37 protein-coding genes and 2 pseudogenes are annotated in these 25,863 nt (G+C 70.5%); 8 read left to right on the top strand and 31 right to left on the bottom strand.

The genetic code is table 11. From position 1 onward, the window contains the following. Positions 1-487, bottom strand: a pseudogene (locus ABZ656_RS31940) (hypothetical protein); the annotation flags it as partial. A 124-nt stretch (positions 488-611) separates the two neighbouring features. Continuing rightward, positions 612-1,823, bottom strand: coding sequence for a DUF2637 domain-containing protein (locus tag ABZ656_RS31945; RefSeq protein WP_360272472.1), 1,212 nt, complete (start codon positions 1,821-1,823; stop codon positions 612-614). A 278-nt stretch (positions 1,824-2,101) separates the two neighbouring features. On the opposite strand from ABZ656_RS31945, the gene ABZ656_RS31950 reads away from it, so the two are divergent. Together ABZ656_RS31950 and ABZ656_RS31955 are read left to right on the top strand one after the other, a co-directional pair. After that, positions 2,102-2,305, top strand: coding sequence for a hypothetical protein (locus tag ABZ656_RS31950; protein ID WP_360272360.1), 204 nt, complete (start codon positions 2,102-2,104; stop codon positions 2,303-2,305). A 104-nt stretch (positions 2,306-2,409) separates the two neighbouring features. After that, positions 2,410-2,634: a hypothetical protein gene (locus tag ABZ656_RS31955; protein ID WP_360272363.1), complete on the top strand. Its 225-nt coding sequence runs from the start codon at positions 2,410-2,412 to the stop codon at positions 2,632-2,634. A gap of 10 nt (positions 2,635-2,644) precedes the next feature. On the opposite strand, the gene ABZ656_RS31960 is transcribed toward ABZ656_RS31955, so the two are convergent. From ABZ656_RS31960 to ABZ656_RS32080, 25 genes are all read right to left on the bottom strand, one after another. Beyond that, entirely contained in the window at positions 2,645-2,875 is a 231-nt protein-coding gene (locus ABZ656_RS31960; protein ID WP_360272366.1) for a hypothetical protein, read from the bottom strand. 305 nt (positions 2,876-3,180) lie between these two features. Continuing rightward, positions 3,181-4,164, bottom strand: coding sequence for a hypothetical protein (locus ABZ656_RS31965; protein WP_360272369.1), 984 nt, complete (start codon positions 4,162-4,164; stop codon positions 3,181-3,183). 101 nt (positions 4,165-4,265) lie between these two features. Then, positions 4,266-4,646, bottom strand: coding sequence for a hypothetical protein (locus tag ABZ656_RS31970; protein WP_360272372.1), 381 nt, complete (start codon positions 4,644-4,646; stop codon positions 4,266-4,268). Positions 4,647-4,679: 33 nt separating this feature from the next. Continuing rightward, positions 4,680-4,880, bottom strand: coding sequence for a hypothetical protein (locus ABZ656_RS31975; RefSeq protein WP_360272375.1), 201 nt, complete (start codon positions 4,878-4,880; stop codon positions 4,680-4,682). After that, positions 4,877-5,461 carry a hypothetical protein gene (locus ABZ656_RS31980; RefSeq protein WP_360272378.1) on the bottom strand — a complete coding sequence of 195 codons (585 nt, stop codon included), beginning with the start codon at positions 5,459-5,461 and terminating at the stop codon, positions 4,877-4,879. Before ABZ656_RS31980 ends, ABZ656_RS31975 begins: the two co-directional genes overlap by 4 nt. Beyond that, complete coding sequence (locus tag ABZ656_RS31985; RefSeq protein ID WP_360272381.1) at positions 5,458-5,664, bottom strand: hypothetical protein; 207 nt, start codon at positions 5,662-5,664, stop codon at positions 5,458-5,460. Before ABZ656_RS31985 ends, ABZ656_RS31980 begins: the two co-directional genes overlap by 4 nt. Beyond that, the gene (locus ABZ656_RS31990; RefSeq protein ID WP_360272384.1) at positions 5,661-6,311 is read right to left on the bottom strand and encodes a hypothetical protein; all 651 of its coding nucleotides are present in this window, start codon (positions 6,309-6,311) and stop codon (positions 5,661-5,663) included. Before ABZ656_RS31990 ends, ABZ656_RS31985 begins: the two co-directional genes overlap by 4 nt. Then, positions 6,308-7,234 carry a hypothetical protein gene (locus ABZ656_RS31995; RefSeq protein WP_360272387.1) on the bottom strand — a complete coding sequence of 309 codons (927 nt, stop codon included), beginning with the start codon at positions 7,232-7,234 and terminating at the stop codon, positions 6,308-6,310. The genes ABZ656_RS31990 and ABZ656_RS31995 overlap by 4 nt, the downstream gene beginning before the upstream one ends. Before the next feature lie 15 nt (positions 7,235-7,249). Beyond that, complete coding sequence (locus ABZ656_RS32000) at positions 7,250-7,612, bottom strand: hypothetical protein (RefSeq protein WP_360272390.1); 363 nt, start codon at positions 7,610-7,612, stop codon at positions 7,250-7,252. Continuing rightward, entirely contained in the window at positions 7,609-8,064 is a 456-nt protein-coding gene (locus ABZ656_RS32005) for a hypothetical protein (protein WP_360272393.1), read from the bottom strand. Before ABZ656_RS32005 ends, ABZ656_RS32000 begins: the two co-directional genes overlap by 4 nt. 3 nt (positions 8,065-8,067) lie before the next feature. Next, positions 8,068-8,343 (bottom strand): hypothetical protein, encoded by a 276-nt coding sequence (locus ABZ656_RS32010; RefSeq protein WP_360272395.1) that lies wholly within the window; start codon positions 8,341-8,343, stop codon positions 8,068-8,070. Then, complete coding sequence (locus ABZ656_RS32015) at positions 8,340-9,476, bottom strand: phosphoadenosine phosphosulfate reductase family protein (protein WP_360272398.1); 1,137 nt, start codon at positions 9,474-9,476, stop codon at positions 8,340-8,342. The genes ABZ656_RS32010 and ABZ656_RS32015 overlap by 4 nt, the downstream gene beginning before the upstream one ends. 47 nt (positions 9,477-9,523) lie before the next feature. After that, positions 9,524-10,159: a crossover junction endodeoxyribonuclease RuvC gene (locus tag ABZ656_RS32020; RefSeq protein WP_360272401.1), complete on the bottom strand. Its 636-nt coding sequence runs from the start codon at positions 10,157-10,159 to the stop codon at positions 9,524-9,526. After that, positions 10,156-10,626: a phiSA1p31-related protein gene (locus tag ABZ656_RS32025; protein ID WP_360272404.1), complete on the bottom strand. Its 471-nt coding sequence runs from the start codon at positions 10,624-10,626 to the stop codon at positions 10,156-10,158. The genes ABZ656_RS32020 and ABZ656_RS32025 overlap by 4 nt, the downstream gene beginning before the upstream one ends. Next, positions 10,623-11,441 (bottom strand): exonuclease domain-containing protein, encoded by an 819-nt coding sequence (locus tag ABZ656_RS32030; RefSeq protein WP_360272407.1) that lies wholly within the window; start codon positions 11,439-11,441, stop codon positions 10,623-10,625. Before ABZ656_RS32030 ends, ABZ656_RS32025 begins: the two co-directional genes overlap by 4 nt. Beyond that, on the bottom strand, positions 11,438-12,535 hold the full coding sequence (locus ABZ656_RS32035) for a hypothetical protein (RefSeq protein WP_360272410.1): 1,098 nt from the start codon (positions 12,533-12,535) through the stop codon (positions 11,438-11,440). The genes ABZ656_RS32030 and ABZ656_RS32035 overlap by 4 nt, the downstream gene beginning before the upstream one ends. Before the next feature lies 1 nt (position 12,536). Beyond that, a complete protein-coding gene (locus ABZ656_RS32040; protein WP_360272413.1) occupies positions 12,537-13,364 on the bottom strand; it encodes a hypothetical protein in 828 nt (275 codons plus the stop codon). After that, on the bottom strand, positions 13,361-13,693 hold the full coding sequence (locus ABZ656_RS32045) for a hypothetical protein (RefSeq protein ID WP_360272416.1): 333 nt from the start codon (positions 13,691-13,693) through the stop codon (positions 13,361-13,363). Before ABZ656_RS32045 ends, ABZ656_RS32040 begins: the two co-directional genes overlap by 4 nt. Beyond that, complete coding sequence (locus ABZ656_RS32050; protein ID WP_360272419.1) at positions 13,690-14,115, bottom strand: hypothetical protein; 426 nt, start codon at positions 14,113-14,115, stop codon at positions 13,690-13,692. Before ABZ656_RS32050 ends, ABZ656_RS32045 begins: the two co-directional genes overlap by 4 nt. Continuing rightward, positions 14,112-14,768 (bottom strand): hypothetical protein, encoded by a 657-nt coding sequence (locus tag ABZ656_RS32055; RefSeq protein WP_360272422.1) that lies wholly within the window; start codon positions 14,766-14,768, stop codon positions 14,112-14,114. The genes ABZ656_RS32050 and ABZ656_RS32055 overlap by 4 nt, the downstream gene beginning before the upstream one ends. Continuing rightward, positions 14,765-15,136: a hypothetical protein gene (locus tag ABZ656_RS32060; RefSeq protein WP_360272425.1), complete on the bottom strand. Its 372-nt coding sequence runs from the start codon at positions 15,134-15,136 to the stop codon at positions 14,765-14,767. The genes ABZ656_RS32055 and ABZ656_RS32060 overlap by 4 nt, the downstream gene beginning before the upstream one ends. An 82-nt stretch (positions 15,137-15,218) precedes the next feature. Further along, positions 15,219-15,614: a hypothetical protein gene (locus tag ABZ656_RS32065; RefSeq protein ID WP_360272428.1), complete on the bottom strand. Its 396-nt coding sequence runs from the start codon at positions 15,612-15,614 to the stop codon at positions 15,219-15,221. Next, positions 15,611-15,979 (bottom strand): hypothetical protein, encoded by a 369-nt coding sequence (locus tag ABZ656_RS32070; RefSeq protein WP_360272431.1) that lies wholly within the window; start codon positions 15,977-15,979, stop codon positions 15,611-15,613. Before ABZ656_RS32070 ends, ABZ656_RS32065 begins: the two co-directional genes overlap by 4 nt. A gap of 102 nt (positions 15,980-16,081) precedes the next feature. Then, positions 16,082-16,306, bottom strand: a complete 225-nt coding sequence (locus tag ABZ656_RS32075) for a hypothetical protein (RefSeq protein ID WP_360272434.1) — start codon at positions 16,304-16,306, stop codon at positions 16,082-16,084. Next, positions 16,303-16,575, bottom strand: coding sequence for a helix-turn-helix transcriptional regulator (locus ABZ656_RS32080; RefSeq protein WP_360272437.1), 273 nt, complete (start codon positions 16,573-16,575; stop codon positions 16,303-16,305). Before ABZ656_RS32080 ends, ABZ656_RS32075 begins: the two co-directional genes overlap by 4 nt. A gap of 315 nt (positions 16,576-16,890) precedes the next feature. Between ABZ656_RS32080 and ABZ656_RS32085 the strand changes: the two genes are divergently transcribed. The 3 genes from ABZ656_RS32085 to ABZ656_RS32095 are packed head-to-tail and all read left to right on the top strand — an operon-like array spanning position 16,891 to position 19,308. Beyond that, positions 16,891-17,292, top strand: a complete 402-nt coding sequence (locus ABZ656_RS32085) for a helix-turn-helix transcriptional regulator (RefSeq protein WP_360272440.1) — start codon at positions 16,891-16,893, stop codon at positions 17,290-17,292. A 2-nt stretch (positions 17,293-17,294) separates the two neighbouring features. Beyond that, positions 17,295-17,669, top strand: coding sequence for a DUF2964 family protein (locus ABZ656_RS32090; protein WP_360272443.1), 375 nt, complete (start codon positions 17,295-17,297; stop codon positions 17,667-17,669). A gap of 49 nt (positions 17,670-17,718) precedes the next feature. Then, the gene (locus ABZ656_RS32095; protein ID WP_360272446.1) at positions 17,719-19,308 is read left to right on the top strand and encodes a recombinase family protein; all 1,590 of its coding nucleotides are present in this window, start codon (positions 17,719-17,721) and stop codon (positions 19,306-19,308) included. A 24-nt stretch (positions 19,309-19,332) separates the two neighbouring features. On the opposite strand, the pseudogene ABZ656_RS32100 reads toward ABZ656_RS32095, so the two are convergent. Then, positions 19,333-19,572, bottom strand: a pseudogene (locus tag ABZ656_RS32100) (Lrp/AsnC family transcriptional regulator); the annotation flags it as partial. A gap of 162 nt (positions 19,573-19,734) precedes the next feature. Between ABZ656_RS32100 and ABZ656_RS32105 the strand changes: the two are divergent. Further along, positions 19,735-20,241 (top strand): rhodanese-like domain-containing protein, encoded by a 507-nt coding sequence (locus ABZ656_RS32105; protein ID WP_360272449.1) that lies wholly within the window; start codon positions 19,735-19,737, stop codon positions 20,239-20,241. Positions 20,242-20,247: 6 nt separating this feature from the next. Here the strand turns inward: ABZ656_RS32105 and ABZ656_RS32110 are convergent, their stop codons facing one another. Next, entirely contained in the window at positions 20,248-21,117 is an 870-nt protein-coding gene (locus ABZ656_RS32110; protein WP_360272452.1) for a LysR substrate-binding domain-containing protein, read from the bottom strand. Positions 21,118-21,265: 148 nt separating this feature from the next. On the opposite strand from ABZ656_RS32110, the gene ABZ656_RS32115 reads away from it, so the two are divergent. Next, the gene (locus tag ABZ656_RS32115) at positions 21,266-22,171 is read left to right on the top strand and encodes an MBL fold metallo-hydrolase (protein ID WP_360272455.1); all 906 of its coding nucleotides are present in this window, start codon (positions 21,266-21,268) and stop codon (positions 22,169-22,171) included. Positions 22,172-22,293: 122 nt separating this feature from the next. Here ABZ656_RS32115 and ABZ656_RS32120 read toward each other — a convergent pair whose 3' ends face one another. Then, positions 22,294-23,985 carry a DUF885 domain-containing protein gene (locus tag ABZ656_RS32120; RefSeq protein ID WP_101407890.1) on the bottom strand — a complete coding sequence of 564 codons (1,692 nt, stop codon included), beginning with the start codon at positions 23,983-23,985 and terminating at the stop codon, positions 22,294-22,296. Between the two features lie 63 nt (positions 23,986-24,048). Next, positions 24,049-24,567 (bottom strand): Lrp/AsnC family transcriptional regulator, encoded by a 519-nt coding sequence (locus ABZ656_RS32125; protein WP_101407889.1) that lies wholly within the window; start codon positions 24,565-24,567, stop codon positions 24,049-24,051. On the opposite strand from ABZ656_RS32125, the gene ABZ656_RS32130 reads away from it, so the two are divergent. Beyond that, positions 24,529-25,860 (top strand): PLP-dependent transferase, encoded by a 1,332-nt coding sequence (locus ABZ656_RS32130; RefSeq protein WP_360272459.1) that lies wholly within the window; start codon positions 24,529-24,531, stop codon positions 25,858-25,860. The genes ABZ656_RS32125 and ABZ656_RS32130 overlap by 39 nt on opposite strands. Positions 25,861-25,863: the final 3 nt, after the last annotated feature.

Raw genomic sequence — 25,863 nt, forward strand, 5'->3', positions numbered from 1 at the left:
GGTCCGTCCGAGACGGCGGACATCTCGGAGAGGGCCTCGGCGACCAGCGCCGCGCCCCGCGCTCCGAGTCCCTGCTTGCACAGGTCGAGGCGCCCCCGGACGCCCCGCCCCGAGTACGCCCTCGGTTCGCGGCACCCGCCCCGCCCCGTATGCGCCCCGCCCCGGTAGTGGTGCGGCGGCGAACGGTGCGGCGGCGCTGCACCATGCCGCCGGCCGCGAGGACAACGGCGGTTCCGGCTGCGGCGGCGAGCCCCATCGGGCCGGCTGCCTGATAGGCGGCGGTCGCCGCTACGGCGGTTCCGTTTCCGGCACCGATCACGAGCGGCTCGATCGGTACGCCGCCGCGACGGCGACGGGTGCGCGGCTCGGTCTCGACGTCCGGCTCGACGGCCGGTTCGGGCGCGGGTACGGGCGGCGCGGGCGACGCCTCGACGGGCGGTTCGGGCGCGGCCGCGGTCGGCGCGGGCGGTGCTGTGGTGTCTGACACCGGTGATGCTCCTTCACTGCGACTGCGGTCGTGGTGCGGCGGGGGTGTGTCTGCGGTCGGGTTTCGGCGGGTGAGAGGGGGTGAGGGACGAGGTGTGACTGCAGTTGCAGTCACAGTCAGACCGTCATGTGCCGGTCAGTGAGCGGACGTTGGGTGACTCGCGTTCGAGGCGCTTGCGTTCGTCGGCCTCGACCTCGTCGCGCAGCGTCTGAGCGTGGCGACGGGAGGTGTAGGGGTAGCCGTTGAGCATTTCGAGCACCTCGACGACCTGCCCCTCTTTCGGTCGCTCGCCGAGCTCGCGCCGCAGCGCGAGGATCTTCCGCTTAGCGTCGTCTCGGGTCGGCGGCCGCTGCTCGTCGCGCGGGGCGTCGCCCTCGTCGCCGCCCTCGCCGAGTGGGGCGTCGCCCTCGGTGTCGGGGCGTTCCTGGTCGCCCTCGGTGTCGGGGGCGGGTTCTTCGGGGGCGCCCTCGGGGGCGGGCTCGTCGTCGTGCGGGGCGCCCTGCTCGTCGAGGGCGGGGCGCTCGGGGGCGCCCTCGTTCTGCGGGGCGTCCGCCTCGGGGGCGTTCGGGGGCGGGGGCGGCAGTGCCGGGGCGCCCTGCAGGGGGCGACGCTTCGGGGCGCCCTCGATCCGGGGCGGGGTGTACCCGCCGAAGTGGTCGACCTCGACCGGGGCGGCCGGGGCGTCGTCGACGTCGAGCACGCCCTCGACCGGGGCGAGGGGGCGCCCGTACCGCGTGAGCCGCAGCGCGAGCACCGCCTCGACAGGTGCCTTCGAGCGCCACCTGCGCCCGTACCGACGGCGCAGCCGAGCCCGCTCGATCAGCCGCTCTTGTTCGAGCTTGATCACCTGCTCGTACGACCGCAGCTCCCACAGCTTCATACGCCGCCACAGCCGGAACGTGCCGACCGGGTCGAGCAGCCACCGTGACAGCCGTACCGATTCCATGTGCTTCGCGGCACTGATCTCTGCGGCGACGCCGATCGCGTGCCGTGCCGCCTCGACGACGACCACGAACAGGACCGGGATCACGGCGTGCATGCCCGTGCCGATCGGGTCGGGCCACGCGGCCGCCCCGTTGAACGCGATCGTCGCCGAGGTGAGCAGCCATGCCGTTTGACGCAGCATGGCGAACGGCATGCGTAGCCATGTGAGCAGCAGATCGAGGGCGAGCAGTACCAAGATGCCGGCGTCGACGCCGACCGGGAAGATCATCGCGAATGCGCCGAAGTGCTTCGCTTCCGCGAGGCGGCGAACGGCTGCGTACGAGCCGACGAACCCAATTACGGCGATCAGGGCGGCACCGGTCGCAACGCCGGCGACGAGGCGGCGCTGCAGGTCGGTGAGCTTTGGTCGGTCTGTACTGGTGGGCGCGCTGTTCAGCTCGCCGTTACCATCGGCCACGCGGATCAGCCCTCTTCGTGACGGTTGCGGGCACGGTCCGCCCCGGCCATGTGGCGTTAGCGGCGCCGGCCGGGGCATTCCGTTGTGCGGGTTCGACAGTACGGGAACCTGCTTTACAGTGTCAACGAGGTTAGGGCAGGATGGGCGCCATGCCAGAGCGGGAAGAGCCGCCGATGTCGGATGCGGGCGAGAGGGAACCCAGGTTGGGGAACATGTCGCAGGTTGCCGCCGAGCTCGGCATTTCGCGGCAGTCCGTGCACAACTGGCGCCGTGCGCACGACGACTTCCCGCAGCCGCGACGCCGCCCCGGCAGCACCCGTGACGAGTGGGATCTCGACGAGGTGCGCCGGTATTGGGATGCCCGCGACCTACGCCCCGGTCAACGAACCGACCTGCAGACCGAGGGCGAGCAGTAGGCCAACGACGACGACCCCGCCGCGGACAACCCGGCGGGGTCCTGTCATGCCCGGACGGATCACCTCGCGCTGCAGCCGGCGGCGCCCGGCCGGACCATGGATCCATGGACACGCCGCGACCCGTGATCGTGTACCCGCCCTCGCCGACCGGCGGCCGCCGCGTACGCGTCGACGGCGAGATTCTCGGGCTCGCGTACAGCCTCCTCGACGTCGCGGAGTTCCTGCGCCGAGCCGGCCTCGAAGGGATGGACGCCGGCGACGTCGCCGAGTCCGACCTGATCGAGTGGCGCGGCGGCGGTCCCGATGTGTGGGTGCCGCCGCCCCAGTGAGCGTTGAAGATCAGCCGCCGTCGCCCTTGATGATGAAGATCAGGATCGGGAGGCCGATCGCGAGTGTCGCGCCAAACACGCCGGCCCCCGCGACAGTCGCGGCGTACGGCGAAAGGTGACCGACGGCGCCGGCGAAGATGCCCGAGATGAACCCAAGATTGCTGCCGACGAGGAAAAGCAACGTGATGAGGATCGCGCGCGAAGTGGTCGGCTTGGGGGGTGTGATCTGTGTAGTGTCCAAAGCGTGGTCTCGTTTCTTTGCAGGATTCAGACCCGAGAGGGACCCGTCGGTGTGCTGTGAGAGGTAGCGCCGACGGGTCCTCGCGGTTGAGATGAATCTTCGGGTGTGGGCCATTTGCAACGCCAACTCGACCCGGGGTTTTGAGATCTAACTCTCACTCACGCCAAACCGCCCGAAACGGACTTTACGCAGGTCAGTCCTGACGCCCCGCCACATATGGCCACGTAGGCGAGGCTAGCTCCACTCGCCGCCGTAGCTCTTCTGCGCGCCGCCCGCCAACCTTCGGCGGGCGGCGCTGCGTTGACCTACGCAGCGGCTCGTCGTGCCGCGCGCTGCCGGCGACGAGCATCGGCACGCTTGCGCCGGCGCTCGGCCGCGTCGAGGGCGACCTGCAGCGCGGCGAGCTGCTCGGGCGTCGACCACGTGCGGCGCCCGCCGTCCAGCCCGACCGGCGCCTCGCAGTCCGGGCCGGCGCACACGACGACGTCGTCGAGCCCGCCGCCACGGTGCAGCGTGAGCGAGCTGCCGCAGTACGGGCACGGCCGGTCGTCCATGGGGACCGAGTACCGGGCGCCGAGCCCGCCGATCGTGCGCTCGATCCGTCGTGCCGCCTCGCGGGCAACGACCGTGATGTGCGCGCGGTGCAGGCTGCTGATCGGCTTGCAGTGCTCGGTCTCTCCGTTGAACCGGGCGAGCAGCCACTCGGCGGCACGCACGGCCGACCGGTCGCCCATGGTGAACGACCAGCGGGACGGGCTCGCGACGTCCTCGGCGGCGAGCTCGCCGCGGCGAGCCCGGTCGGCGGCCGCGATCTGCGCCTCGCGGCGGGTGCCGTAACCGGTGTGCTTGACCGGGCGCAACGGAGTGAGCGGCGCGAGCTGCACCTCGGCGGCGATCTCGTCGGCTAGCGAGCAGAGAGCGACCTCGACGGCGCGGCACGCGTCGACGACGTGCAGCCGCAGCGGTACGGGGCGTTCGCCGAGCTGCCCCGGCTCGCGGTCGGCGCGCGGGGTGTGGGCGCCGCCCTCGCCGACGTAGTCGCAGTGCACGCACTCGTACTGCACGCGGCCGTGCGCATCGTGCTTCGTGATCAGGTGCTGCGCGTGCTCGATCGCGAGCTCGAGCTCGCTGCGCGTGCGGTCGACCTCGTGCAGGTACTCGCCCTTGCCCATGGCGGCCGGCCATGTGCCCGAGGTCTGTGAGGTGTCGATCAGGTCGCGCATGTGGGTCCAGTGGTCGACGACGACCTGCAGGTCGTCGGCGGTCGTACGGCGGGCGGTGTGAGGCATGGTGAGCGCTCCTGTGATGCATGGGGCGTAGGCTGATCACACCGCGAGGGAAGCGGGGGCGCCCCGGATTGCTTGCCGGCAAGGGGCGCCCCGCCGTCGTTTCAGGTGCGGTTGTGGGGCATGTGCCGGTCGATATCGCGTACCGCGGCAGCCTCGATCTGATCCCACACGACCCGCGTAGCTGCGAGCGCAGTACCGCGCTCACGCATCACGGCGCGATGGGCGGTGACAGCTTCCTGCAGGTTGGTCGGCGGCTGCAGTCGCTGCAGGGGTGCCTCGACGCCGTCGACGAGCGCGTCGAGGATCGCGTCGAGCCCGGCGAACTCGGCCGTGTTTCCGGCCGGCATGGTGTGCCGCCATGCGCGGATCGCGTCGAGTCCAGCTTCAAGGGCGTTGGCGCGGTCGCGGTGCGCCCATAGTGCGGCGCATGCGGCGTCGTACGCCTCGGGCGTCGGGCTCTTCCTGGTCGTCGTGTTTTCCACGGGGTTTCTCACAGTCTGTGGATGGCGGGCGGGTCAGAGGGTTCGCAGCACGTCGTGCACGCTGCGGCCGATCGCGTTTGGCTTACGTCGCCGCGTGACCGGTGTGTCGTATCCGGCGAGCGGGTCGTTTCCGTACAGGGCGTCGAGGGCGGCCGCGAGCTCGTCGTCGGTGAGCTCGTCGAGCGCCTCGTCGAGGTCGGGCTCGTCGACGTCGTCAAAGTCGTGCGGGTTCACGCCGCCTCGCCCGTACGGGAGTTGAGCCACGGCGCGAGCGCGCCGAGCACGGTGTCGATTCGCCCCTCGGTGCGGTCGGCGTTGGCGCACCTGCACGTCGAGGTGCGCTCGCACCGCGGGCAAGGAACGGGGCGCTTCAACGCGTGTTCGAGGACACGGCGCATGACGAGCGGCACGGCAGCCGGGTCGATCGCGGACACGGGCGGCGCCGGCTGCTCGCCGTCCTGGTCGATGAACTCGACCTCGGTCGCGCCCTGATGCCCATGGATGAACTCGACAGACACGCGGCCGCGATCCCAAAACACTTCCGACGGGTGCTCGCCGCGCCACCGCACGGACGCCGTACCGTCCGGCCACAGCACGCCGTCGGCGACGTCGCCGAGCCCGCTGATCCCGGATATGTCCCGGCGGCGGCGCAGCACGAACCGCAGCGGTACGAGCTGCTGCTCGGGCCGGACGACCATGCGGCCGGTGAGTTCGCGGGTCGCCTCGTCGACGAGCGCCTGCGCCGCCTCGCCGTCGATGTGACGCCGGGCGAGGGCGAGCAGCGCCTCGACGGCCGTCATCTTCGGGTCGCTCATGCTGCTGCCTTCCTGGTCTGCCGGTAGCAGTGGTGCACCCCGTAGCCGTTCTCTTCGTCGATCTCGGCGACAGCGGCGGCGAGGGCGGCGAACCGGCGCGGCCCGTCGGGGTCGGGCTCCCCCGATCGACGGTCGCCGGGGCGCGGCCCGCCGTACGAGCCGGTCGGGTACAACTCGGCGAGCAGCGGATCGCGTTGCTTCACGGCTGATCTCCCTTGCTGTCGGTGGGCTGCGCCGCGTCGTACACGTCGCGGCGCGAGGGGTGCGTGCCGGTCATCCGGCGGCCGCGGCTCGTCGTCTGGCACGGTCGGCCCGCCGAGGCGCCGCACGCCGGACAGTGCACGGCTCGCTCGGGCGGGCCGGCCGGCTGCTCGCGGCGCGGGTAGCGCTGCAGCTTCGCGGCGACAAACTGCTCGTTCGCGGGCACGAGCTCGGCGAGCCGGCTGCCGAAAGTGCTGCCCTGCGCCGGCATGAGCTCGCCGACCGCGACCGGCTGCGCGTCGCCGCCGGCGACCGCACCTCGCACGGCGCGCAACGCGGTCTGATAGCCCGGCACGTCGTCGGGGTCGAGGTGCGGGTGATCGGTCGGCTCGAACGTGCCGACCGCCCGGCCGAGCCGGTCGCGGACCGTGTTACGCCACCGCTCGGCGATGTCTTTCGGCAGGATCGGGTACGCGCTCGCGGCGTAGTGCTCGCCGACCGCCTGCCCGGCGAACTGCAGCGGCACGTCGCGCAGGATCGCCGCCCACATGGTGACCTGCGCCTGTTGCTCGGCCTCGTCGACCTTGACGACGCGGTCGTCGACGAGCGCGATCTGCGCGAGCAGTTCGAGGGATTCGTCGAGGGTCATGCGGAGTGACCTCCCTTCATCTGCTGCCGCAGCCGGTCGAGTCCGGCTCGCTGCTGCTGGCTCTTGGTCATGGCGCCCGGCAGGTGCACGACGTTGCCGCCGACGCTCGGCTGCTCGGTGCGCTCGTTCTCGGCCCACTGCTGCCAGCGACCGCCGAACCCGGCGGCGCGCACGCCGTCGTCGGCCATGCGCCGTACGAACTTCCGCGTGACGACGTCGAGCTGCTGCCTGGTGAGCTGCTCGCGGCCGGCGTCGCTGCGGGCGAGCTGCGCCGCCTGCACGTCGTCGTCGCTCGGCTGCCAATCGGCGGGGATCAGAGAGAGAGCCTCGCGGCCGCGCCCGCTACTACCTGCAGACGACTCACTATCTGCACCCCCCTTATGGGAGGGGAGGGGAGGGGAGGGGAACGCGCGCGCGCGAGTCCCCCCGCTGTCCCCTGGGGACGCATCGCCGTGACCTGCGGACTCGTCATTTTCCGGCGTGCGATTCGTCGACGAATCGTCGTCGATTCCGTCGCGATTCGCGTGCGGATCGTCGGCGAAACTGCTGTGATTCGCGTCCGGATCCTGCCCGGCACGCTGCTTACGCTTCTTCTCCGCGGCCCGCTCGCGCTTCGCGAGAACGTCGGTGCGCCGCGGGTTGTAAACGAGGTAGTCATGAATTGCAAAGTCGCCGGGCGCAGGCTGCAGGCACTTCGAGTGCGTGCACGAGTGCCCGTGCTCGTGCCACAGCCCGGACGTGAGCAACTTCGCGATCTGCGGCTTCGAGCCGTACATCTTCGCGATGTCGCCGGGCACCATGCCGTCAGTCAGGTGTCGCGCCGCATACGCGCCCGTACGCGCCCACAGCCCGATCGCCGCGTTCCCGGCCGCGACGAACTTGGGGTGACTGTCGGCGTTGTCGTCAACGACGAACCATGGCATCGGGGTGACTCCTGATCAGATTGCGAGTTGCTGCTGTCCGGGATGGACAGCCGGCGAGTTCTTGCGTGTTCTGCGGCCCGCCGGGCGGGCGGCGGTCGGCGGGGCGGCGCACTCGTGGTCGACGACGTGCGGGTGCGGGCAGCCCTCGGGGTGGCTGCTCGGATGCGCCTCGCGCAGCGTCTGCGGCGTCCACTCCGACCGCTGGTACAGGCACCATGCGAGCCGGTTCGGGCCGGTGCGCTGCAGCGCCTCGGCGAGCGCCAACCCGTCGACGTCCGCCGTGACTGTCAGGGCGCCGACGACCTGCCGATAAACGGGTCGCCCGCAGCGGCAGCGCGATCGGCTCGCGCCGCCGCCGCTCTTGGGCTTCCTGGTCACCCGTGCTGCTCGATCCGGCCGTGCCGGGTACGCCCTCGGCGCGCTGCCTGCCGCTCCTGGTGGTGCTCGTACTCGGTTTCGGTCGGATGCGAGGCGAGCGCCTCGGCGACCGCGTGCTCGGCGTCGTGGGTGCCGGGTCCGAGTTCGTCGAGGGTGTCCTGCATCTTGCGGCGCCGCATCATCGCCCGCGCCACTTCGAGGACTTTCGCGGCCTGGTCGTGGTCCTGCGCCGCCTCGGCGAGCGACATGCGCACCTTGACTTGCGGCGACTTGTCCTCGCTGGACGCATGCCCGGTGTACGTGACGCTCGTGAACTCGACGATCGCGATCACGCTCATTCCGGGGTACTCGAACAAGCCTCGACGCTGCTCGTCGGTGAGGGACTGTTCGAGCAGTCCGGCGGCGCCGTCGAGCTTGACCTCGACATGCGCGTCTTTGTCGATCTTTGGCATGGGCTACTTCCTCCGTCGCTTGTTGAGGGACTGCTGCAGCGCCGCGTACTGCTCTGCGGCCGCTGCGCGGACTTCGGGCATCGGGCAGTCGTCTCGGCGGTGCCGGCCGTACCGGATCACGAGCGCCTCGACCTCGACGTCGCCGGCCGCGGACTTGCTGAACTGCCCGCACGGGCAGTCGGTGTCTGCGACGGCGAGCGCCTTGTTCCCGTCCTTACGGACTCGGATCCCGAACCCTGGTCGGCGGCCGCCGATCGTCGGCGTGAGTGCGGCGCTCATGCCGCAGGCCGGGTGAACGTGGCGTACTGCGCGTCGGTGAGCAGACCGCGATCCCGCCAGTCGTCGAGAATGTCGGTCTGTCCCTCGAGTGGCGGGGCGCAGCCGGCGCACAGCCGTTCCTTGACCCGGCGGCCCTTCGGCTTTCGCTCGGTACCCGGCGGGCGCTCGCCCCACTTGCAGGCGGCGATCCCGGCCGCCTCTGCGATGCGTTGCCATTCGTCGATCTGCCCGGCGTTGTCCGGGTAGAAGAACCGCCGTTCTTCGAGCTCGCCCGGCTTAGCGAACGCACCGCACGCGCAGTCACCCGACATGTGAAGGTGCTCGGTCACCTCGTTGAGCGGCAGCGCCTCGGGCCCACACAGGCGGTGCGCCGAGTGCTTGTGCTGCTGCTGGCACCGATAGCGGGCGCGGTACTCGCGCATGTGCTCGTTCGTCCAGTGCACGATCGCCGACAGCCACACGATCGCGCCGTCGACGTCGACCTCGGAGGCAGTACGGAATCGCTTCTGAGACTCCGCCCACCGCATCCCGCCGACGTAGATCACTTTGCGGCGTATGCCGCCGCTCGGTCCGACGAGGCTGCGCCGGAATGCCTGCAGCGGCTCATCTTTCAGCCGCATGTACATCACGTTGTGGCTGTCGCCGCCGGGGCCGGGGAACCCCAGCCACACCGGGCGCCCCTTGTTCGGCCCGCGGGTTGCGAGGACGTTGCCGAGCACGAGGTCGAGGTACGTCACCCGCGGGTGCAGCTCGTGCAGCTTCCAATCCCACGCGGCGGCCGTCTCGCGGACGTGCTGTGTCGTCTGCTCGATCGCGGTGCCGGTGTTTACGTGGATGATGCCGCCGAAGTGGTGGCGGAACAGCCCACGGTCGCGCATGTACTTGCGCAAGAGGTGCTGCAGCACAACCGAGTCGTTGCCGCCGGAGTACAGCACGAACAGCCCGAGCAGCTCGAACAGCCCGTAATCGATGACCCGCTCGCCGCGGGTGACGAACGCCCGGCCGGTGCTGTACTTGCTGATCGTCTGGTCGAGCAGTTCGTAAGTGCGGGCGATCGCCTCGTCGAGGGTGCGCGCCTTCCATGCCTCGTCGCCAGTCGCCTTGATCGGCTTGGACTTGAGGACATCCGGCATGCCGGGCAGTGCGTCGCCGAGTTGCTGCCGCTTCGCGGTTCGAGTGCTCATGCCGCGGCCCCCATCACGTACCGCTGCGCGTACGCGTCCGGCCAATCCGCCTTGCTCAGGTAGTCGCGCTGAGCCTGCGGCATGGTGAACTGCGGCAGCCCGCACCAGTCGTGCCCGGCCGCCCGCAGCCACCACGCGTCGCACATGTCGCCGCCGTCGCCCTTGGCGTTCAGGTCGCCGGGGAACTCGGCGCCGGCTGCGAGGTACGCGGCATCGGCCATCTGCTGTTTGGTCGCGTTGCCCTTGTCGGTGGCGTAGTTCTTGAGCGTCGCCGGCGACACGTACGCGTACGGCACGTCAGCGTCGAGCAGCGCCCCCACGACGACGCCGTGCAACTTGCCGATGATCTTCAGGGCGGTCGCGTGCATCTTGGTCGGCAGATCCTCGATCACAGCGAGGTGCGGCCGGCATGCGACGAGGTCGTCGGCGATGTCATCGCGGACGTGCAGCAGCCTGCGGTCGCCGTCCTTCGCACGGGTCTTGATCCGGTACGTCGTGCCGTCGGGCAGGCACACGCCGGTCGAGGTGATCGACAGGTCGAGCCCGATCACGCGCAGCCCGGCCGGGTTGGTGACGTAGTCCTCGACCGGCGACAGCCGGCCGGGCGCGAGCAGTCCGGGGATCGTCGTCATGCCGCACCGCCGCGGCGAACCGGCGACATGGGGCCACGGAGGAATCGCAGCGCGTCGAGCGGCTGCGGCTCGGGCCAGTCGTTCGACCGCATGAGCGGGGCGCCTTGCCCGTCGAGGCTGCCGTACCACAGCCACGTGGAACCGGCGTTGTCCTGCCACGGCAGCGCGAGGTTCCACACGTGCCCGGTGCCGTCCGTCCAGAGCTGCGCGTCGCGGTCGAGGGTGCCGAAGTACGGCGCGAGCGCCTCGTCGGGGCGCTCCCACGTCGGAACGTCGGGCGACGGGCTGCAGCGGCCGGGCCCGTGCTCGGCGAGCAGGTCTCGAGCGATGGTCGACAGGATCGCCGCGGTCTGGATCTTGCACATTTGGTCGTCGCCGTGCAGCTCGGCGTTTCCGTCGGCGTCGACGAGCAGCACGAGCGGGTGCTCGGTGAAGTCGACGAACCGGAAGTGATCGGCGTCGGTCATGCGAGTGCCCCCTCGGCGGCGGTCGGTTCAACCCACGGGCGCAGCGGCCACGCGCCGTCGACGACGGCGTTCGGGTCGGTCTTCTGGAAGTGCCGTTGCAGCCCGGCCGCCTGTTCGGCAGCCCACTCGACTTGCGCGGCGTGCAGCTCGGCGACCGTGAGGTCGCGGAACGCGTTGAACCGCAGCCGGCGCTCGGCGAGGACGTGCTCGGGCCAGTCGCGGCGCCGCATGTGGGCGAGCGTCGCGATCCGGTGCGCGATGCGGGCGGCGGCGAGCGCGTCGTACGAGCAGCCGTGCGCCGCCTCGTCGTCCCACGGCAGCTCGTAGAACTGCGCGAGGGTGATGAGCTGCCGCGCGCCCTGGTCCTCGCTCACGCGCTTTCGGTACGGCACGGCGTGCTGATCGAGAACACGCGTGTCGATCACGTGCAGCGGGTGACCGTCGAGCCGGTCGTGCAGGGTCGGCAGCTCGTACCGTCGGCACTCGCGGTCGAGCAGCGTGAGGTCGTACGACACGTTGTGTCCGACGACCGCAGCACCGCCCTTGACGATCTGCGCGGCGAGTTCGGCCGCGACTTCCCGCACGACCTGCTCGGCGGGGTCGCCGTGTTCGCGAGCGTGCTCGGTGCTGATCTTGTGGACGTTGTACGCCTCGGCCGGGATCTCGACGCCGGGGTCGGCGAGCCACTCGCCGGCCTCGGGCTCGATGCCGCCACCGCGCGCGTGTACGGCGGCGGTCACGATCCGGTCGTTCTCGACGTCGACGCCGGTCGTCTCAAGGTCGAATGCGGCCCATCGGCCTAGGTGCCACGTCATCGCGTGCCCCCCGATCCGGGCGTCGCCGCCGCCGGCCACGCGGCACGCGGGTGCGCGGCCGGCGGTTCGTCGCCGCCGTCCTCGTCGCCCTCGTCGACGGTCTCGACGTCGTACACGCCGTCGGCGTCCGGGCCGACCTCGTCGCCGTCGCCGTCGTCGTCCTGGTCGCCGAGCTCGCCCGTACGCGGGTCGACGCCGTTCGCGATGTCCGCGGCGATCTGCTTGAGGTCGGCGAGCAGCTCGTCGGATCCGTGCCCCGCGGTATCCGCCTTGCGCCACACCGCGATCACGGCGTCGGCAGTGCGGCACTTGCGCGCCTCGTCGAGGTAGTCGGGTCGCTCGGCGGGTGCCGCCTCGATCGCCGGACGGTCGAGGCTCGCCGGGTCGAGGGCGGCCGCCGTCGAGATCGGGCCCGACAGTGCATGCCGCAGCTTGGGCAGCGACGGCACGACGACGATCACCTGAAACTGCTTGGTCTTGCCGCCGCGCACCGCCTTGCGCTGCTCGATCCACATGCGTACGGGCAGCAGCCCGCGGCCGCCTGTCGCCTGCAGCACGGTGTCGAGCCCGCCAGCGAGCGCGTCGGCGGCGTAGTGGCTCTTTGTCTCCAGCCGCCACACGCCGAGGTCGGGCAGGTCGGGCAGGAACACGCCGACGCGGGACGTCGGGCGGCACACCTCGTCGGGCTTGCGTTCGTGCCAGTCGTCGCCGTACTGCGCGAGGCAGATGCACGGCCGGCCCGACAGTTTCTCGGTGACTCCGTCGCAGCGCCGCTCACAACCGCCGCCGGTCCACTTCTCGTTTGCCTGGTCGAGCGGGTCGCCGGCGGGCAGGATCGCCCGCAGCTCGGTCGCCTCGGTGATGACCCGCCACTGCGCAACAGGCTGCCCCTGCGGTGTCCACTGCTCGACCCGGCCGCCGTACAACTCGGCCGCGGCCGCGATGTACTCGCGCGAGTGCGAGGTGAGAATGAACGTCTTGGACTTGACCGGGATCGGCCGCCCGTTCGGTTTCGGGTTGGGCCGGCTGTAGCCGGTGCGGATACGGCCGAGCTCGGCCGCCTGCCGCTTCATGGTCAGGATTCGGGAGCCCATGTCAGGCTGCCTTTCGTTCGGGAGCGCCCGGCGCCCACGGCGGCAGAACCGTCGGGTACGAGCCGGGAGCGGAGTGCAGATAGCGGGCGGTGCGCATGGCGCCGAGGAACGCGCGGAACTGCGCGCGGCCGGACGGCACTTCGATGAACCGGTGCGACCGCGGCCGCAGGTTGAGCAGCGCCGTACGGTGCACCCGCGGCGCCGGCTCGCTCGTGTCGTCGGGCAGCAGCCACTCGGGCGCGTGCCGCAGCCCGGCGAGCTGCAGCGGCTGCTCGTCGTACACCGTGTCGGCCGGTTTCTTCGCGCTCGTCTTGTAGTCGATGAGCCACAACTGCCGCCGCCGGAACCGGCCGGTCGGCAGCCACAGCCACAGATCGCCCGTGCCCGCGTAGCCGTACCGGCGGTGCATCACGGTCGTCTCGACCGCCTCGACGTCACGCTCGAAGTCGACGCGCCACAGCCGGAACCATGCGGCGAGCTGCACGGCGTACGCCTCGACCTCGGGGTCGTACGGGTGCGGCGTGTTCAGCACGAGCGCGACGGCCCGCAGGTGCACGCGACTGCCGAGATCCTGCGCCCGCTCGGTGTACAGCCGCGAGACGGCGACGAGTTCCTTCCGCAGCGCGGTCGGCTCGGTGCGCGCCCGGCGGGCGGTCACGATCGGGTCGGCGATGACGGCGTCGGCTGTCATGCCGGCTGCCCACGGCATGAGTGCCGGTTTCGCGATGCTCGACAACGCGTTCGTGACACTGATCAGGTCCGGCCCCCCGGCGGGGTCGGTGTAGTACCGACCCCGCTCGGTGGCGACGGCCCACTTCGGGTCGGTCATGATGCCGCCCTCGACCAGACCTCGGCGTGCCCATCGCGGGCACCGTGGACGAACGCGGCGACTCGGGCACGGTGCCGGGCGCGGACGAACGACACCTCGGGCAGGCTTGACGGCCGGACCGGGCAGCGGCACGGCAGCACGGTCGGGAACTCGCAGGGGCGCGGGTGCCGGTGAGTGGACTCGCCCTGTTGCGGCGATACGCCGCGGGTGTCCTTCTCACCCCCGCTCGTAAGTGCGTCGCGCTCGATACCGACGATCAACGCCTCGGCGTTCGGCGCCCCGTAGCCGGCCCGCATGAGGGCGGCGTGCACTTCGGCGCGGGCGCTCATACCGACTCACCCGCCGCGGTGTCGGCGTTGAGCAGCTCGACCAGGTACGCGGCGAGGATCGTCGAGTACGTCTCGAACTGCGGCGTCGGGCAGCAGTCGTACACGCCTTCCTCGTCGCGGAACGGTCCGCGGCCGAGGGCGACGAGCTCGTGCTCGTCGTCGTCGCCGCTCGCCGTGCACACCGGGGCGACGCCGGTCGCCGACTCGCTGTCGGTGTAGATCACCCGCCACGTCGGGCGGCGCTCGCCGGCCTCGGCCTCGAACATTGCGGCGGCCGCCTCGCGTGCCTTCGCGAGATCCTCGTTCACCGGGCGCTGCTCGTCGTCGTACTGTGCGAGCACCTCGCGGGCAATGGCCTTCGGCTCGGCGCTGTCGGCGTAGTAGACACGCAGCGCGTGCTCGATCACGTCGCGCATGCTCATGCGGACTCACCCGCCTTGACGATCAGAACATCGCGGCCGCACTGGTCGCTCGGCTCGGCCGGGTCGCCGTAGGTGCACACGCCGCCGTCGGGCAGATCGTCGGACTTGAGCGGGACCAATCCCGCCCACCCATAGCCGTGTTCGCGACACAGCAGCACGCCGGGCCGGTCGGGGTTGCGGTAGGCGACGACGCCCTCGGCGAGCTGCGGAATACCCCGCTCGGCGCGGAACTCGTCGATCGCCTTGTCGCAGCACACGGGCTCGCCCTCGACGCTGTGCTCGTCCTGATTCGTCGAGTCGTCGGCCGCCTCGTCGGCGGTCAGTACCTCCCACCGCAGCCGGCAGTGCGAGCACGTGTGCGTCTCGGTGCACATGACGGTCACCTCGTCGACCTGCGGGCGCTGCCGCAGCTCGGCCGCGATCTCGTCGCAGCGGCGGCGGTAGTCGCCCTCGACGTCGCGGCTCACGAGCCGGTCGCCCATGGACACAAACCCGAGGTTGCCGAGGCGGCGCGGCAATACGGCGACCGTGATCGGCTCGGCCACGGCGACGAACTCGGCGATCTCGTCGAGCCCGGTAAGTCCGAGGTCGGCGGGGCGGCGAGGCATGAGAGTGACGATCACCCGCCACTCGTCGCGATAGGTCTCTTTCATGCGGCTGCGCTCCCCTCGTCGTCGGCCTGCAGCGCGGCGATTGCGGGCGCGGCGAGCGTGTCGATCCGGCCCGCGAGGCGCAGCGCCTGCAGCCCGTAGACCGGCAGCTTCGTGCGCACCTCGGCGACGAGGTCGGCGACGAGGGACTCGAACCGCAAGTCGGCCGGGCGCTCGATCGCGTGCGGGTCACGCGGCTGCAGCTCGTGCAGCGCGTCGAGGCGGTCGGCGTACCTGTCGGTGAGCACCGCCTCGATCACGTCCTGCACGACGCCGGCGACGAACGGCTCGACGTCGAGCGTCACGCCGGCCGGGATCGGCTCGACGGTGATGCGGTACGGCCCGTCAACGGGCGTGTTCAGCTTGGTCATCGGGAACCCCCGGCAGATGAGGCCAAGATCAGAGCGATTGCGGCGACCGTGATGATCACGGCGGCGGTGACGTTGTCGAGGTTCACGGCCGTACCGCCGTCCGGCGGTCGAGGCGGCCGTGCAGCTCGCCGTACAGGGCGGGCACGCCGACACCGACGAGGCGGGCGCGGACGCCGCCGAACGTGCAGCGGACGATCATCGACGTGCCGGTCGAGACGCCGCGGGCGTCGCCGACGCCGAGGGCGTGCATCCACTGCTTCCAGTCGGTGAGCGACTGCGGGCGAACGACGATGCTCACCTCGCCGCCGGCCGCGGACACGTCGGGCGTGCCCGGCATGCCGTCGGACTGCGCGCGTGCGGTGTCCGCGGCTTCCTTCGCCTTGCGGCACTCGGCGAGTACGGCAACGGCGGCCGGGCTCGGCGCGGGCCGGTTGCGGCCGGGCGCTGCGAACGGGTCGGCGTGCAGGGTCGTCGTCATGCCGACCTCGCCGGGCGGTGCTCGACCTTGACCGGGGCGAACTCGTCGGCGACGAGGGCGACATGTACGCGGAGCGGCACGGTCGAGCCGTTGGCGCGGCGCGGCGTCTCGGTGCTGAGCGACCACATCGTCGCCCCGTCGAGGGTGTCGGTGTGGTCGACGTTGCCGCCGAGGGCGTACACCCAGCGGGCGAACGCGTCGCCGTCGCGGACGATGACGTGCACGCCGTCCTCGCGGGCGATCGGCGGCCGCGCCGTCGGCAGGTTCAGATAGTCGACGACCGCCTCGGCTGCCACGAGCGCGGACTCGTCGCCCGATGCGTGAGCGATGCGGAGGGGGATCGGAACGATAGGCTTGCCGGTCACGGCGTCGCCTCGCTTTCTTCCTAGCTGGGATGAGTGGGGCGTGCGCCCCTGGGGTCGTTCCGCTGCTTGGCCGTTGCGGGACGGCCCCTCAGTTGTGTGCTGCTACGCGGCGAGCGGCTGCTCGGCCGCGTCGGCGTCGCGGCGGCGCCGGATGATCTCGGCCTCGATCGCGTCGACCGAGCCGAGCGGGTGACCGGGGTAATACGCCGCTTCGGCCGCCTCGCGAGGGGTGCGTGCAGCGCGCTCGGCGACGGCGTCGACCAGGGCGGCGGCGGCCGCCTGTACGGCCCGCGACCGGGTCAGCGACGGCGTCTCGGCGGCGCTCATGCGGCGGCAGCCTTCACGAGTCGGGCCGGCCGCTGCGCACGAACCCGCTTCGGCTTGACCGTGCCGAACGTGAACACCTGGTCGAAGTCGACGCCGTACGTCGCGCAAACCGCGGCGACCGCGGTCGAGCTCGCCGGGGCGCCGTTGCGCATGCGGTGCAGGGTGGCGATGCCGAGCCCGGTCGCTGCTGCCTGCAGCTCGTAAGTGGTGTGGCCTCGGGCTGTTGCCAGGTCGAGGAAGTCGTCGACCTTGAGCACGATGGTGTGCATCGGCTTCCTTCCATCAGTGGAAGTTCCGTTGATGGAAGGAAGGTAGCACGGCCCTTCCGATGGTGGAAGTTCCGATGCTGGAAGTTCTCAACTTCCGTTTTCCGATTGCGGAAAACGAACGGATGTTCGAGGATGGTTGCGACGTGCAGCGACGGCCGAAGGTTGTACACCGAACGTCTTGACCTGCACTTCCGCTAGTGGAATGTCGGCATAACGACCTTCCACTAGCGGTAGCCTGCGCGCATGCGGAGACGAGATGACGAGATCGAGAGCACGGGAGGTCGCCCCGAGTGGCTGATCTGGCTAGTCGGAGCCTTGACCGACAAGGGATACGACCTGTCGTCGGAGCGCAGCGGCGGCCGCGCGAAACTCGCGCGGGACACCGGACTGTCGGCGTCGATCATCGCGCGCCTGATGTCTGGTCAGCAGGTGTCGTACGAGACGCTGCTCGCGCTTGCGCGCAGCACTGGCATTCCGGTCATGGAACTGCTTATTCGGACAGGCAAGGCAACGGAAGCGGACTTCTCACTTTCCGATGAGGAATTCGGCCAGATCGGGGTACAGTCCGGAAAGCGCTTGACGCCCGAAGAGGTGGCTGCAGCTGCAGGTGTCCCGGAAGAGGACCAAGCGTGGTTCGCGACCATGGTTCGACGCATTAGGCGACGCGGTACGGGCGACAGCGACAGCGCTGCGGGGGGTGCTGCCGCAGAGGGGTGACGATGCGGGAACAGCAGCAGAGAGTAATTGTTCTGGCCAAGGCTTGCGCGGTTGTGGGGATCGCGTTCGCCCTCCACGGAACAATCGCAGACCGAGACGCGACCTTCCGAGTGGGGATGATCACGCTAATCGTCTCGGTGGCTGCAGCGTTCCAACTCACCTTGCGAATCAACACACAAGCACTCATGGCGCACCAAACGCACGTCGCGCGCCTGACCGTCCAAGAGCGGCAGGCATACGCAGAAATGGGTTACAAAGCTGCCCGGCTCGACGCGCTCAATGAAATTGCCCCAGAGGCAACGGGCGACGCGCAGATCGTGAATCTGCCGTTCGCCCGTTCCTCGTCGGAGACGCGAAAGAAGGGCAGCGCGTCCTAGGTGGGGAGAAATGAAAATCACTGAACGTGGACACCTCTACGTTCCCGCAATGCCGTCGATCGCGACTGCAGACCTGATACCCGTCATCGGATACGTGCGCGTATCCACATGGCGCGAGGAAAAGGTATCTGACCAGATCCAAATGGACGCGATCAAGGAAGCGGCAGCCCGCCGCGGCCGCTATGTCGCGAAGTGGATCACAGACCTCGACGCGACGGGGCGCAACTTCAAGCGCAAGATCATGCAGGGGATCACCCTCGTCGAGGCGGACGACAACCCCCTGCGCGAGATTTGGGTGTGGAAGTTCAGCCGCTTCGGCCGCAACCGGCACGGCGTCGCGATCAACCTAGCCCGGATCGAACAGGTCGGCGGCGAACTCATCTCTGCGACCGAGGACATTGACGCGTCGACCGCAGTCGGTGAGTTCACCCGCGACATGCTGTTCGCCGTCGCCGCTTTCGAGAGCAACCGGGCCGGCGAGCAGTGGAAGGAGACACACGAGCTGCGCCGTTCCATGGGCTTGCCGGCCACCGGGCGCAAGCGGTTCGGGTACCGATGGCACCCGCGACGCCTGCCGGACGGCGAAGGCGGATGGAAGCTGCAAGACGAGTGGTACGAGGTGCTCGGCACGCCCGCCGAAGCGGTGCACGACGCGTACCTCACGTACACCAGGGGCAAGACAGGCTTTAAGCGGCTCGCCGACTTCTGGAACGAGCACGGGTTCGTCAACACCCAGGGTGAGCCGTGGCAGGACCAGAGCGTACGCAACTACCTCGACACCGGGTTCTGCGCCGGGCTGCTGTACACCCACAAGCGCGAGGTGCGGTGCACCGCCGTGCGCTGCCTCACCAAAGATCACTGGGAGCATCGCCCCGCCGAGCACGAGTCGATCCTCGACGGAGACGAGTGGGACGCGTACCGCGACCGCCGGCAGGTGCGTAAGGGGACGTCGCGGCGCTCACTCAATCCCGTGTACCCGCTGTCAGGTCTCGTCCGCTGCGGGGTGTGCCGCGCCAACGGACGGGAGGCGCACGGGCAGATCGCCGGATCGCATGGCGTCGCCGGTTACGCATACCGATGCGGGCTCGCCTGCCGCGGTCACGTCCAGCACGGAACCGTGTGGGTGCCGCGTGCCGAGGTCGAGGGGGAAGTGCAGAAGTGGCTGTATCAGGTACGCGACGAGATCGACGCGATCGCGGCCGGTCGTGTCGTCATCCCGCAGCCGAAGAAGAGCCCGACCGACGAGACAAAGCGGAAGCGACTCACAGGCGAGATTTCGAAGCTGTCGGCCGCCCTCGACCGGGCGAGCCTCGCGCACAGCCTCGGCGACATGCCGCGTGACTCGTATCTGCGGACGCGTGACACGCTGCAGGGGCGCCTCGCCGACAAGCAGAAGCAGCTCGACGAACTGCCCGACCCGGACGCGAAAGCGCCGCAGGGGCCGACTCAGCACCGCGAGGTCGTCGCCGGCCTGATCGCCGAGTGGGACACGATCAGCGTCGACTCGAAACGAGTCATGCTCGGGTCGCTGATCCGGCGAGTCGAGATCGGGCTCGAACACAGCGTCGAGATCATCGCGACGTGGGCGCCGCCGGACAAGCCTCTACCTGCGAGGACGCCCGACAAGGCTCGCCGATAGGGCAGGGAGTGCTTTTGAGTATCTGTCACCGTTCGGATAGCGCAGCCGGACGAAGGCCAGGATCGGCAGACCGAGGCTCTCCGGGTCGACGACGGCCGCGTACCCCTGGATGACGCCCGCCTCCTCCAGGCGGCGCACCCGCTCGGTGACCGCGCTCGCGGACATCGAGACGGCACGGGCCAGCTCCGCGAAGCTGGCCCTGCCCTCGCGCTGGAGGACATCGAGGATGTGCCAGTCGGTGGCGTCCGGGGAATAGGCGGTCATGAGCGATGGATAGCAGGGAAAACCCCGGCCGATCAAGACCGATGCCGTGGATCGCCACTTCAGGAAGTGGATCACCGGCCGTAGATTTCTGGTCAGGAAGTCCCCGTGGGGCCGGTGCGGCGAAGGTGCCGGTCCGGCGGGGCAGGGAGGGAAGGCCAGACCATGACTGTGACCGTCGACACCACTGTGAGCAGCACCGCGACCAGGACGAACCCTGTACTGCGCGTCGCCCCGGCATCCCCGGCCGCGGCCGTCGCCCACTTCGGCGCGAGCCTCGCCTTCCACGCCGATGTCTCCGATGTCGCCTCCGTGCTGGCGGCGGGCGGCGACCCGGGCTTCGTGGTCCTCGACTCCCGCTCCACCGCGTCCTGGGACCAGGGGCACGTGCCCGGTGCGATCCACCTGCCCACCGCGCTGATCCCCGAGCAGGCCGTGCAGCTCCTCGACAGGTCGGTGCCCGTCGTCACCTACTGCTGGGGACCCGGTTGCAACGGCGCGACCCGTGCCGCTCTCGCTCTTGCCGAACTCGGCTTCCAGGTCAAGGAGATGCTCGGCGGCTTCGAGTACTGGGTGCGCGAAGGCTTCGCGTACGAGACCTGGGAGGGAGGCGAGCGGCGCACGGCGGACCCGCTGACGGCTCCGGTGGAGGCAGCGGACTGTGGCTGCTGACAGGGCCTAGGAGCGCGTGAGGGCCGTCGCGAGGCTCACGAACGAGCGGATGAGCGGGGTGGTGTGGGCGCTGTTCCATGCGATGACCAGGTCACTGGGCGGCGCCTCCGTCAAGGGGATCACCGTGAGCCCCTCGGGCAGGGCCTGGGAGTGGGCGAGGGGCATCAGTCCGACGGTGTCGTTCCACAGGACGGACTGGAGGCATTCGTGGGCGGTGCGGATGACGGGACCGTCACGGTGCCCGTCGGCGCCGGGCGGCCCTGTCCAGAAGGCCTGCCACACCGGGTCCGTGCCCTCCGGAAACCGGAACCAGCGGCGGTCGGCGAGTTCGTCCAGGCGCAGTCGGTCGCGGTCGGCCAAAGGATCGTCGGCGCGCAGGACCACACCGACCGGGTCCGACCGCAGCACGCGGGTGGTGATGCCGGTGTCGTCGAACGGCGCCCGCGTCAGAGCCACGTCGACGAGGCCGGCCCGCAGTCCGATGGTCGGGTCGGTCAGGTCGGCCTCGCGGATGCGGATGCGCACGGCGGGGTGTTGGTGCCGGTAGGCGACGGCCAGCCGGGTGCCGACCTGCTCGGCGCTGTCGGCGAGGGTGCCGATGGTCAGGGTGGCCGTGCCGGCCGCGGCGGCCACCCGGGCCCGGGCCTGGTCGGCCCGTGCCAGCAGGGTGCGCGCCTCGTCGTGGAGGAGGGCCCCGGCGGGGGTGAGGGTGACGCCCGTGGGTGAGCGGCGCAGCAGTTCGCAGCCGAGGTCGGTCTCCAGCTGCTTGACGGCCCGGCTCAGCGGGGGCTGGGTCATGTGCAGTCGGGCGGCGGCGCGGCCGAAGTGGAGTTCTTCGGCGACCGCCACGAAGTAGCGCAGGGTCCGCAGCTCCATCACCGCTCCATCGCTCTCCCGAGACGCTCTCGCGAAACTCTCTCAACTGCGACGATACCCGTGCGGTATCGGGGCTGCGAGATCGGTGTTGGACGCCCCCGACGCCCCGAGCTGGACTGGTGGCTCAGCGCAACACCGAGGAGTCGCAGTGTCTGAGGAAGCGGTGACGACGGATCCCGTCGTTCACGTCGAGGGTGTTCAGGAGCTGGCCCGTGACCTGGTGGTCATCCCGGACCGGCGCGTGCAGCTCGTGCCCAACATCGGTGTCATCGGCGGCCACGGTGCCGTGCTCGTCGTCGAGACAGGCCTGGGCCCGCGCAACGCGGAGAAGGTGCTGGAGTTCGCGGCCGACTACGCCGAGGGACGTCGGATCTACCTGACGACGACGCATTTTCACCCCGAGCACGCCTTCGGGGCGCAGGTCTTCGCCGGGGAGGCGACGTTCCTGCTCAACCGGGACCAGGCCGAGGACCTGAAGGTGAAGGGGCCGGGTTACCTGGAGATGTTCAAGGGGCTCGGCGAGCCGGTCGAGCGCCGGCTCCAGGGCGTCGAACTGGCGCGGCCCGATGTCGTCTACGACCGGGCCTACGACCTGGACCTGGGCGGGCGGGTGGTGCAGCTGCGGGCCACCGGCCGGGCCCACAGCAGGGGCGACCAGGTGGTCAGGGTGCCGGACGCGGACGTCCTGTTCACGGGGGACCTCGTGGAAGCCGGACAGTTCGCCATCTTCCCCTGGTTCCCGCCGCACGACACCGACGTGTCCGGAACCCGCTGGATCGCGGTGATGGAGAAGCTGGCGGCGGAGACTCCCCGGATCGTGGTGCCCGGCCACGGCGAGGTCGGCGGTGCGCGGCTGCTGGCCGACGTGCGCGACTACCTTCGGCTGCTGCGTGACGAGACATGGGCCCGCCGCGACTCCGCCGTGGACGAGCGGACGATCGTCGAGGAGATATCGGCGCTCATGATCGAACGGCACCCGGAGTGGGTCGGCCAGGAGTGGATCGAGAAGGGCGTCGGCTGCCTGTGCTCCGAACATGCCGAGCACACCCGGTGATTCCGGCACTCCCGTACTTGATACACCCGTACCTGATACTCCGCGTGCTTGATACGCGGAGTACTTGATACGCGGCGGCCGGGCCCGTCCGTCGTCGTGAGCCCGGCCGCCGTCGGTGTCCGTCAGAGCCGGGACAGTTCGTCCACCAGGTCGTCCAGGCCCAGCGAACCCTGCGACAGGGCCGCCATGTGCCAGGCCTTGGCGTCGAAGGCGGCGCCGTGCCGCTTCTTCGCGTTCTCGCGGCCCAGCAGCCAGGCCCGCTCACCGAGCTTGTAGCCGATGGCCTGTCCCGGGATGGAGAGGTAGCGGGTGAGCTCGCTCTCCACGAAGTCCGCCGGACGGCTGCTGTGCGCGCCGAAGAACTCCTGCGCCAGCTCCGGGGTCCAGTGCTCGCCCGGGTGGAAGGGGGAGTCCGCCGGAATCTCCAGTTCCAGGTGCATGCCGATGTCGACGATGACCCGGGCCGCGCGCATCATCTGCGCGTCCAGATAGCCGAGCCGCTGCTCCGCGTCCTCCAGGAAGCCCAGTTCGTCCATCAGCCGCTCCGCGTACAGCGCCCAGCCCTCGGCGTTGGCGCTGACGAGACCGACGGTGGCCTGATAGCGCGAGAGATCGTCGACCACGTACACCCACTGGGCGAGCTGGAGGTGATGGCCGGGGACGCCCTCGTGATACCAGGTCGAGACGAGGTCGTACACGGGAAAGCGGGTCTGCCCCATGGTGGGCAGCCAGGTGCGGCCGGGCCGCGAGAAGTCCGCGGACGGCGCGGTGTAGTACGGCGCCGCCGCGCCGCCGGGTGGCGCGATGCGCGACTCCACCTTCCGTACCGGCTCGGCGAGTTCGAAGTGGGTGCCGTCCAGCGCGTCGATCGCCCGGTCCATCACTCCCTGGAGCCACGTCTGGACCTCGTCGACGCCCTCGATGTGCCTGCCGTGCTCGTCGAGGTGCGCGAGCGCCACCCAGGGGGTCTCCGCGCCGGGCAGGATCTTCTCGGCCTCGGACTTCATCTCCGCGAGGAGCCGGTGGTACTCGGACCAGCCGTACGCGTATGCCTCGTCGAGGTCGAGATCCGTACCGTTGAAGTAGCGTGCCCAGCGCGCGTACCGCTCGCGACCCACCGTGTTCGGCGCGCCCTCGATCGTGGGCGCGTAGACGTCACGCATCCAGTCGCGCAGCTCCACCAGGGCCTGTGTGGCCGTCCGGGCGGCCGTGTCCAGCTCGTCCCGCAGGGCGTCGGGACCCGCGGACACGAAGTCCTCGAACCAGCCACGGCCCTGCCCGTCCGGGTCCGACCACTCGGTGAGCTGCTCGATGAAGGTCGCGGTGGGGCGCGGGCCCGCGTACAGCTTGCGCTCCAGGCCGAGAGCGAGGGACTCGCGGTACCCCGTCAGCGCGGTCGGCACCGCGCGCAGCCGCTCGGCGATCGCGGCCCAGTCCGCGTCCGTCTCGGTCGGCGCGATGGTGAACACCTGGCGCACGGAGTGCGCGGCCGTCTGCATGTTGCCGACGGCCCGCAGGCCCTCGTCGGCGTCGTGGACGGCCAGTTCGGCGGTGAGCCGCTCGCGCAGCAGCCGGGCGCAGCGGCGCTCGATGTCGCTGTCCGCGCCCGGCTGCCGCTCCGCCTCGTCGAGCCGGGCGAGCGTCGTCCTCGCCAGCTCCGCGACGGCCTCCTGCCCCGCGGGCGAGGTGTCGGGGAGCTTGTCGGCACTCTCCTTCACACCGAGGTAGGTACCGAGGACCGGATCGAGGGCGATGAGATCGTCGACGTACGCGTCGGCGACCTCGCGGGGCAGCGGGCTCTTCGTCTCTGACATGCCGACATCCTCATACGAGGACGGGTGCCGCGTCAGCCCGGTCGACCGGGCATGGGGCCGGCATCAGCCTGATTTTGCCGAGGCCGGCGCCGAGGCCGAGGTCGAGGACGGGGCGGGCGGGAGCAGCGGGCCGCAGTCCCACTGCTGGAAGATCAACCGGGTCTCCACCCGGGCCACCTCGCGCCGGGACGTGAACTCGTCGAGGACCAGCCGTTGCAGGTCGGCCATGTCCGCGACGGCGACCAGGACGAGGTAGTCGTCGGGCCCGGTGAGGTGGAAGACGGTCCGGGATTCCGGCAGCGCCCTGATCCGCTCCACGAACGGCCCGACCAACTCGCGGCTGTGCGGTCTGACCTGCACGGACAGCAAGGCTTCCAGGCCCCGCCCGAGCTTCGCCGGATCGAGGCGCAGCTGATGACCGAGAATCACCCCCGCACGGCGCAGCCGTGTCACCCGGTCCAGGCAGGTCGAGGGCGCGACTCCGACCTGCGCGGCGAGATCACGGTACGTCGTCCGTGCGTCGTTCTGGAGCAGTCGCAGCAGATGAAGATCCACCGGATCGAGTACGACGGATTCGGCCATGGCCCGAACGTAACACGGAGTGTGCGTCCGGGGCCCCGGCCGGTGTTCAGTCTGCTGTGCATGGAATCCGTGGTGCACGACGCATACGAAGCTCAGGACGACTCCTGCGACGCTCAGGGCGACTCCTACGACGGTCAGGACGACTCCTACGGCGTTCGGGACACCCGTGCCCTCGCGCCGCGTGCCCTCGCCACCGAGGCCGTGCACGCAGGGCGGGAGGACCTCGCCCGGCTGGGGCTGCACGCCGCGCCGATCGACCTGTCCACGACCTACCCCTCCTACGACAGCCGCGGCGAGGCCGCCCGCATCGACGCGTTCGCGGCCGACGGCGCCGAACCGGAGGGCCCGCCCGTCTACGGGCGCCTCGGCAACCCGACCGTCGCCCGTTTCGAGACCGCCCTCGCCCGCCTCGAAGGAACCGAGAGCGCGGTCGCCTTCGCGAGCGGCATGGCCGCGCTGAGCGCCGTACTGCTCGTGCGGAACGCGCTGGGTCTGCGCCATGTCGTCGCCGTACGGCCCCTGTACGGCTGCAGTGACCACTTGCTCACCGCCGGGCTGCTGGGCTCCGAGGTCACCTGGGTCGACCCGGCGGGCATCGCGGACGCCCTGCGTCCCGACACCGGTCTTGTCATGGTCGAGTCCCCGGCCAATCCGACGCTCGCCGAACTCGACCTGCGCGCTGTCGCGCACGCCTGCGGGTCCGTTCCGCTGCTCGCCGACAACACCTTCGCCACTCCCGTGCTGCAACGCCCCGCCGGACAAGGGGCCCGCCTGGTCCTGCACAGCGCCACCAAGTACCTGGGCGGACACGGGGACGTCATGGCCGGAGTGGTGGCCTGCGACGAGGAGTTCGCCCGGGGGCTGCGCCAAGTGCGGTTCGCCACCGGGGGTGTGCTGCATCCGCTGGCCGGGTATCTGCTGCTGCGCGGCCTGTCGACCCTGCCCGTACGGGTGCGGGCCGCGTCCGCCAGCGCCGCCGAACTCGCCGGCCGGCTCGCCGCCGATCCGCGCGTCGACCGCGTCCACTATCCGCGGATCGGCGGTGCCATGATCGCCTTCGAGGTCCACGGAGACCCGCACGAGGTCATCGCCGGGGTCCGTCTGATCACCCCGGCGGTGAGCCTCGGGAGTGTCGACAGCCTGATCCAGCATCCGGCGTCCATCAGCCACCGCATCGTGGCCGCCGACGACCGCCGTGAGGCGGGGGTCAGCGACCGGCTGCTGCGCCTGTCGGTGGGGCTGGAGGACGTGGAGGACCTGTGGACCGACCTGGACCGTGCGTTGGGGCGGTGACCA

It is taken from the genome of Streptomyces sp. NPDC007095 (assembly GCF_040634475.1).
Classification (GTDB): Bacteria; Actinomycetota; Actinomycetes; order Streptomycetales; family Streptomycetaceae; genus Streptomyces.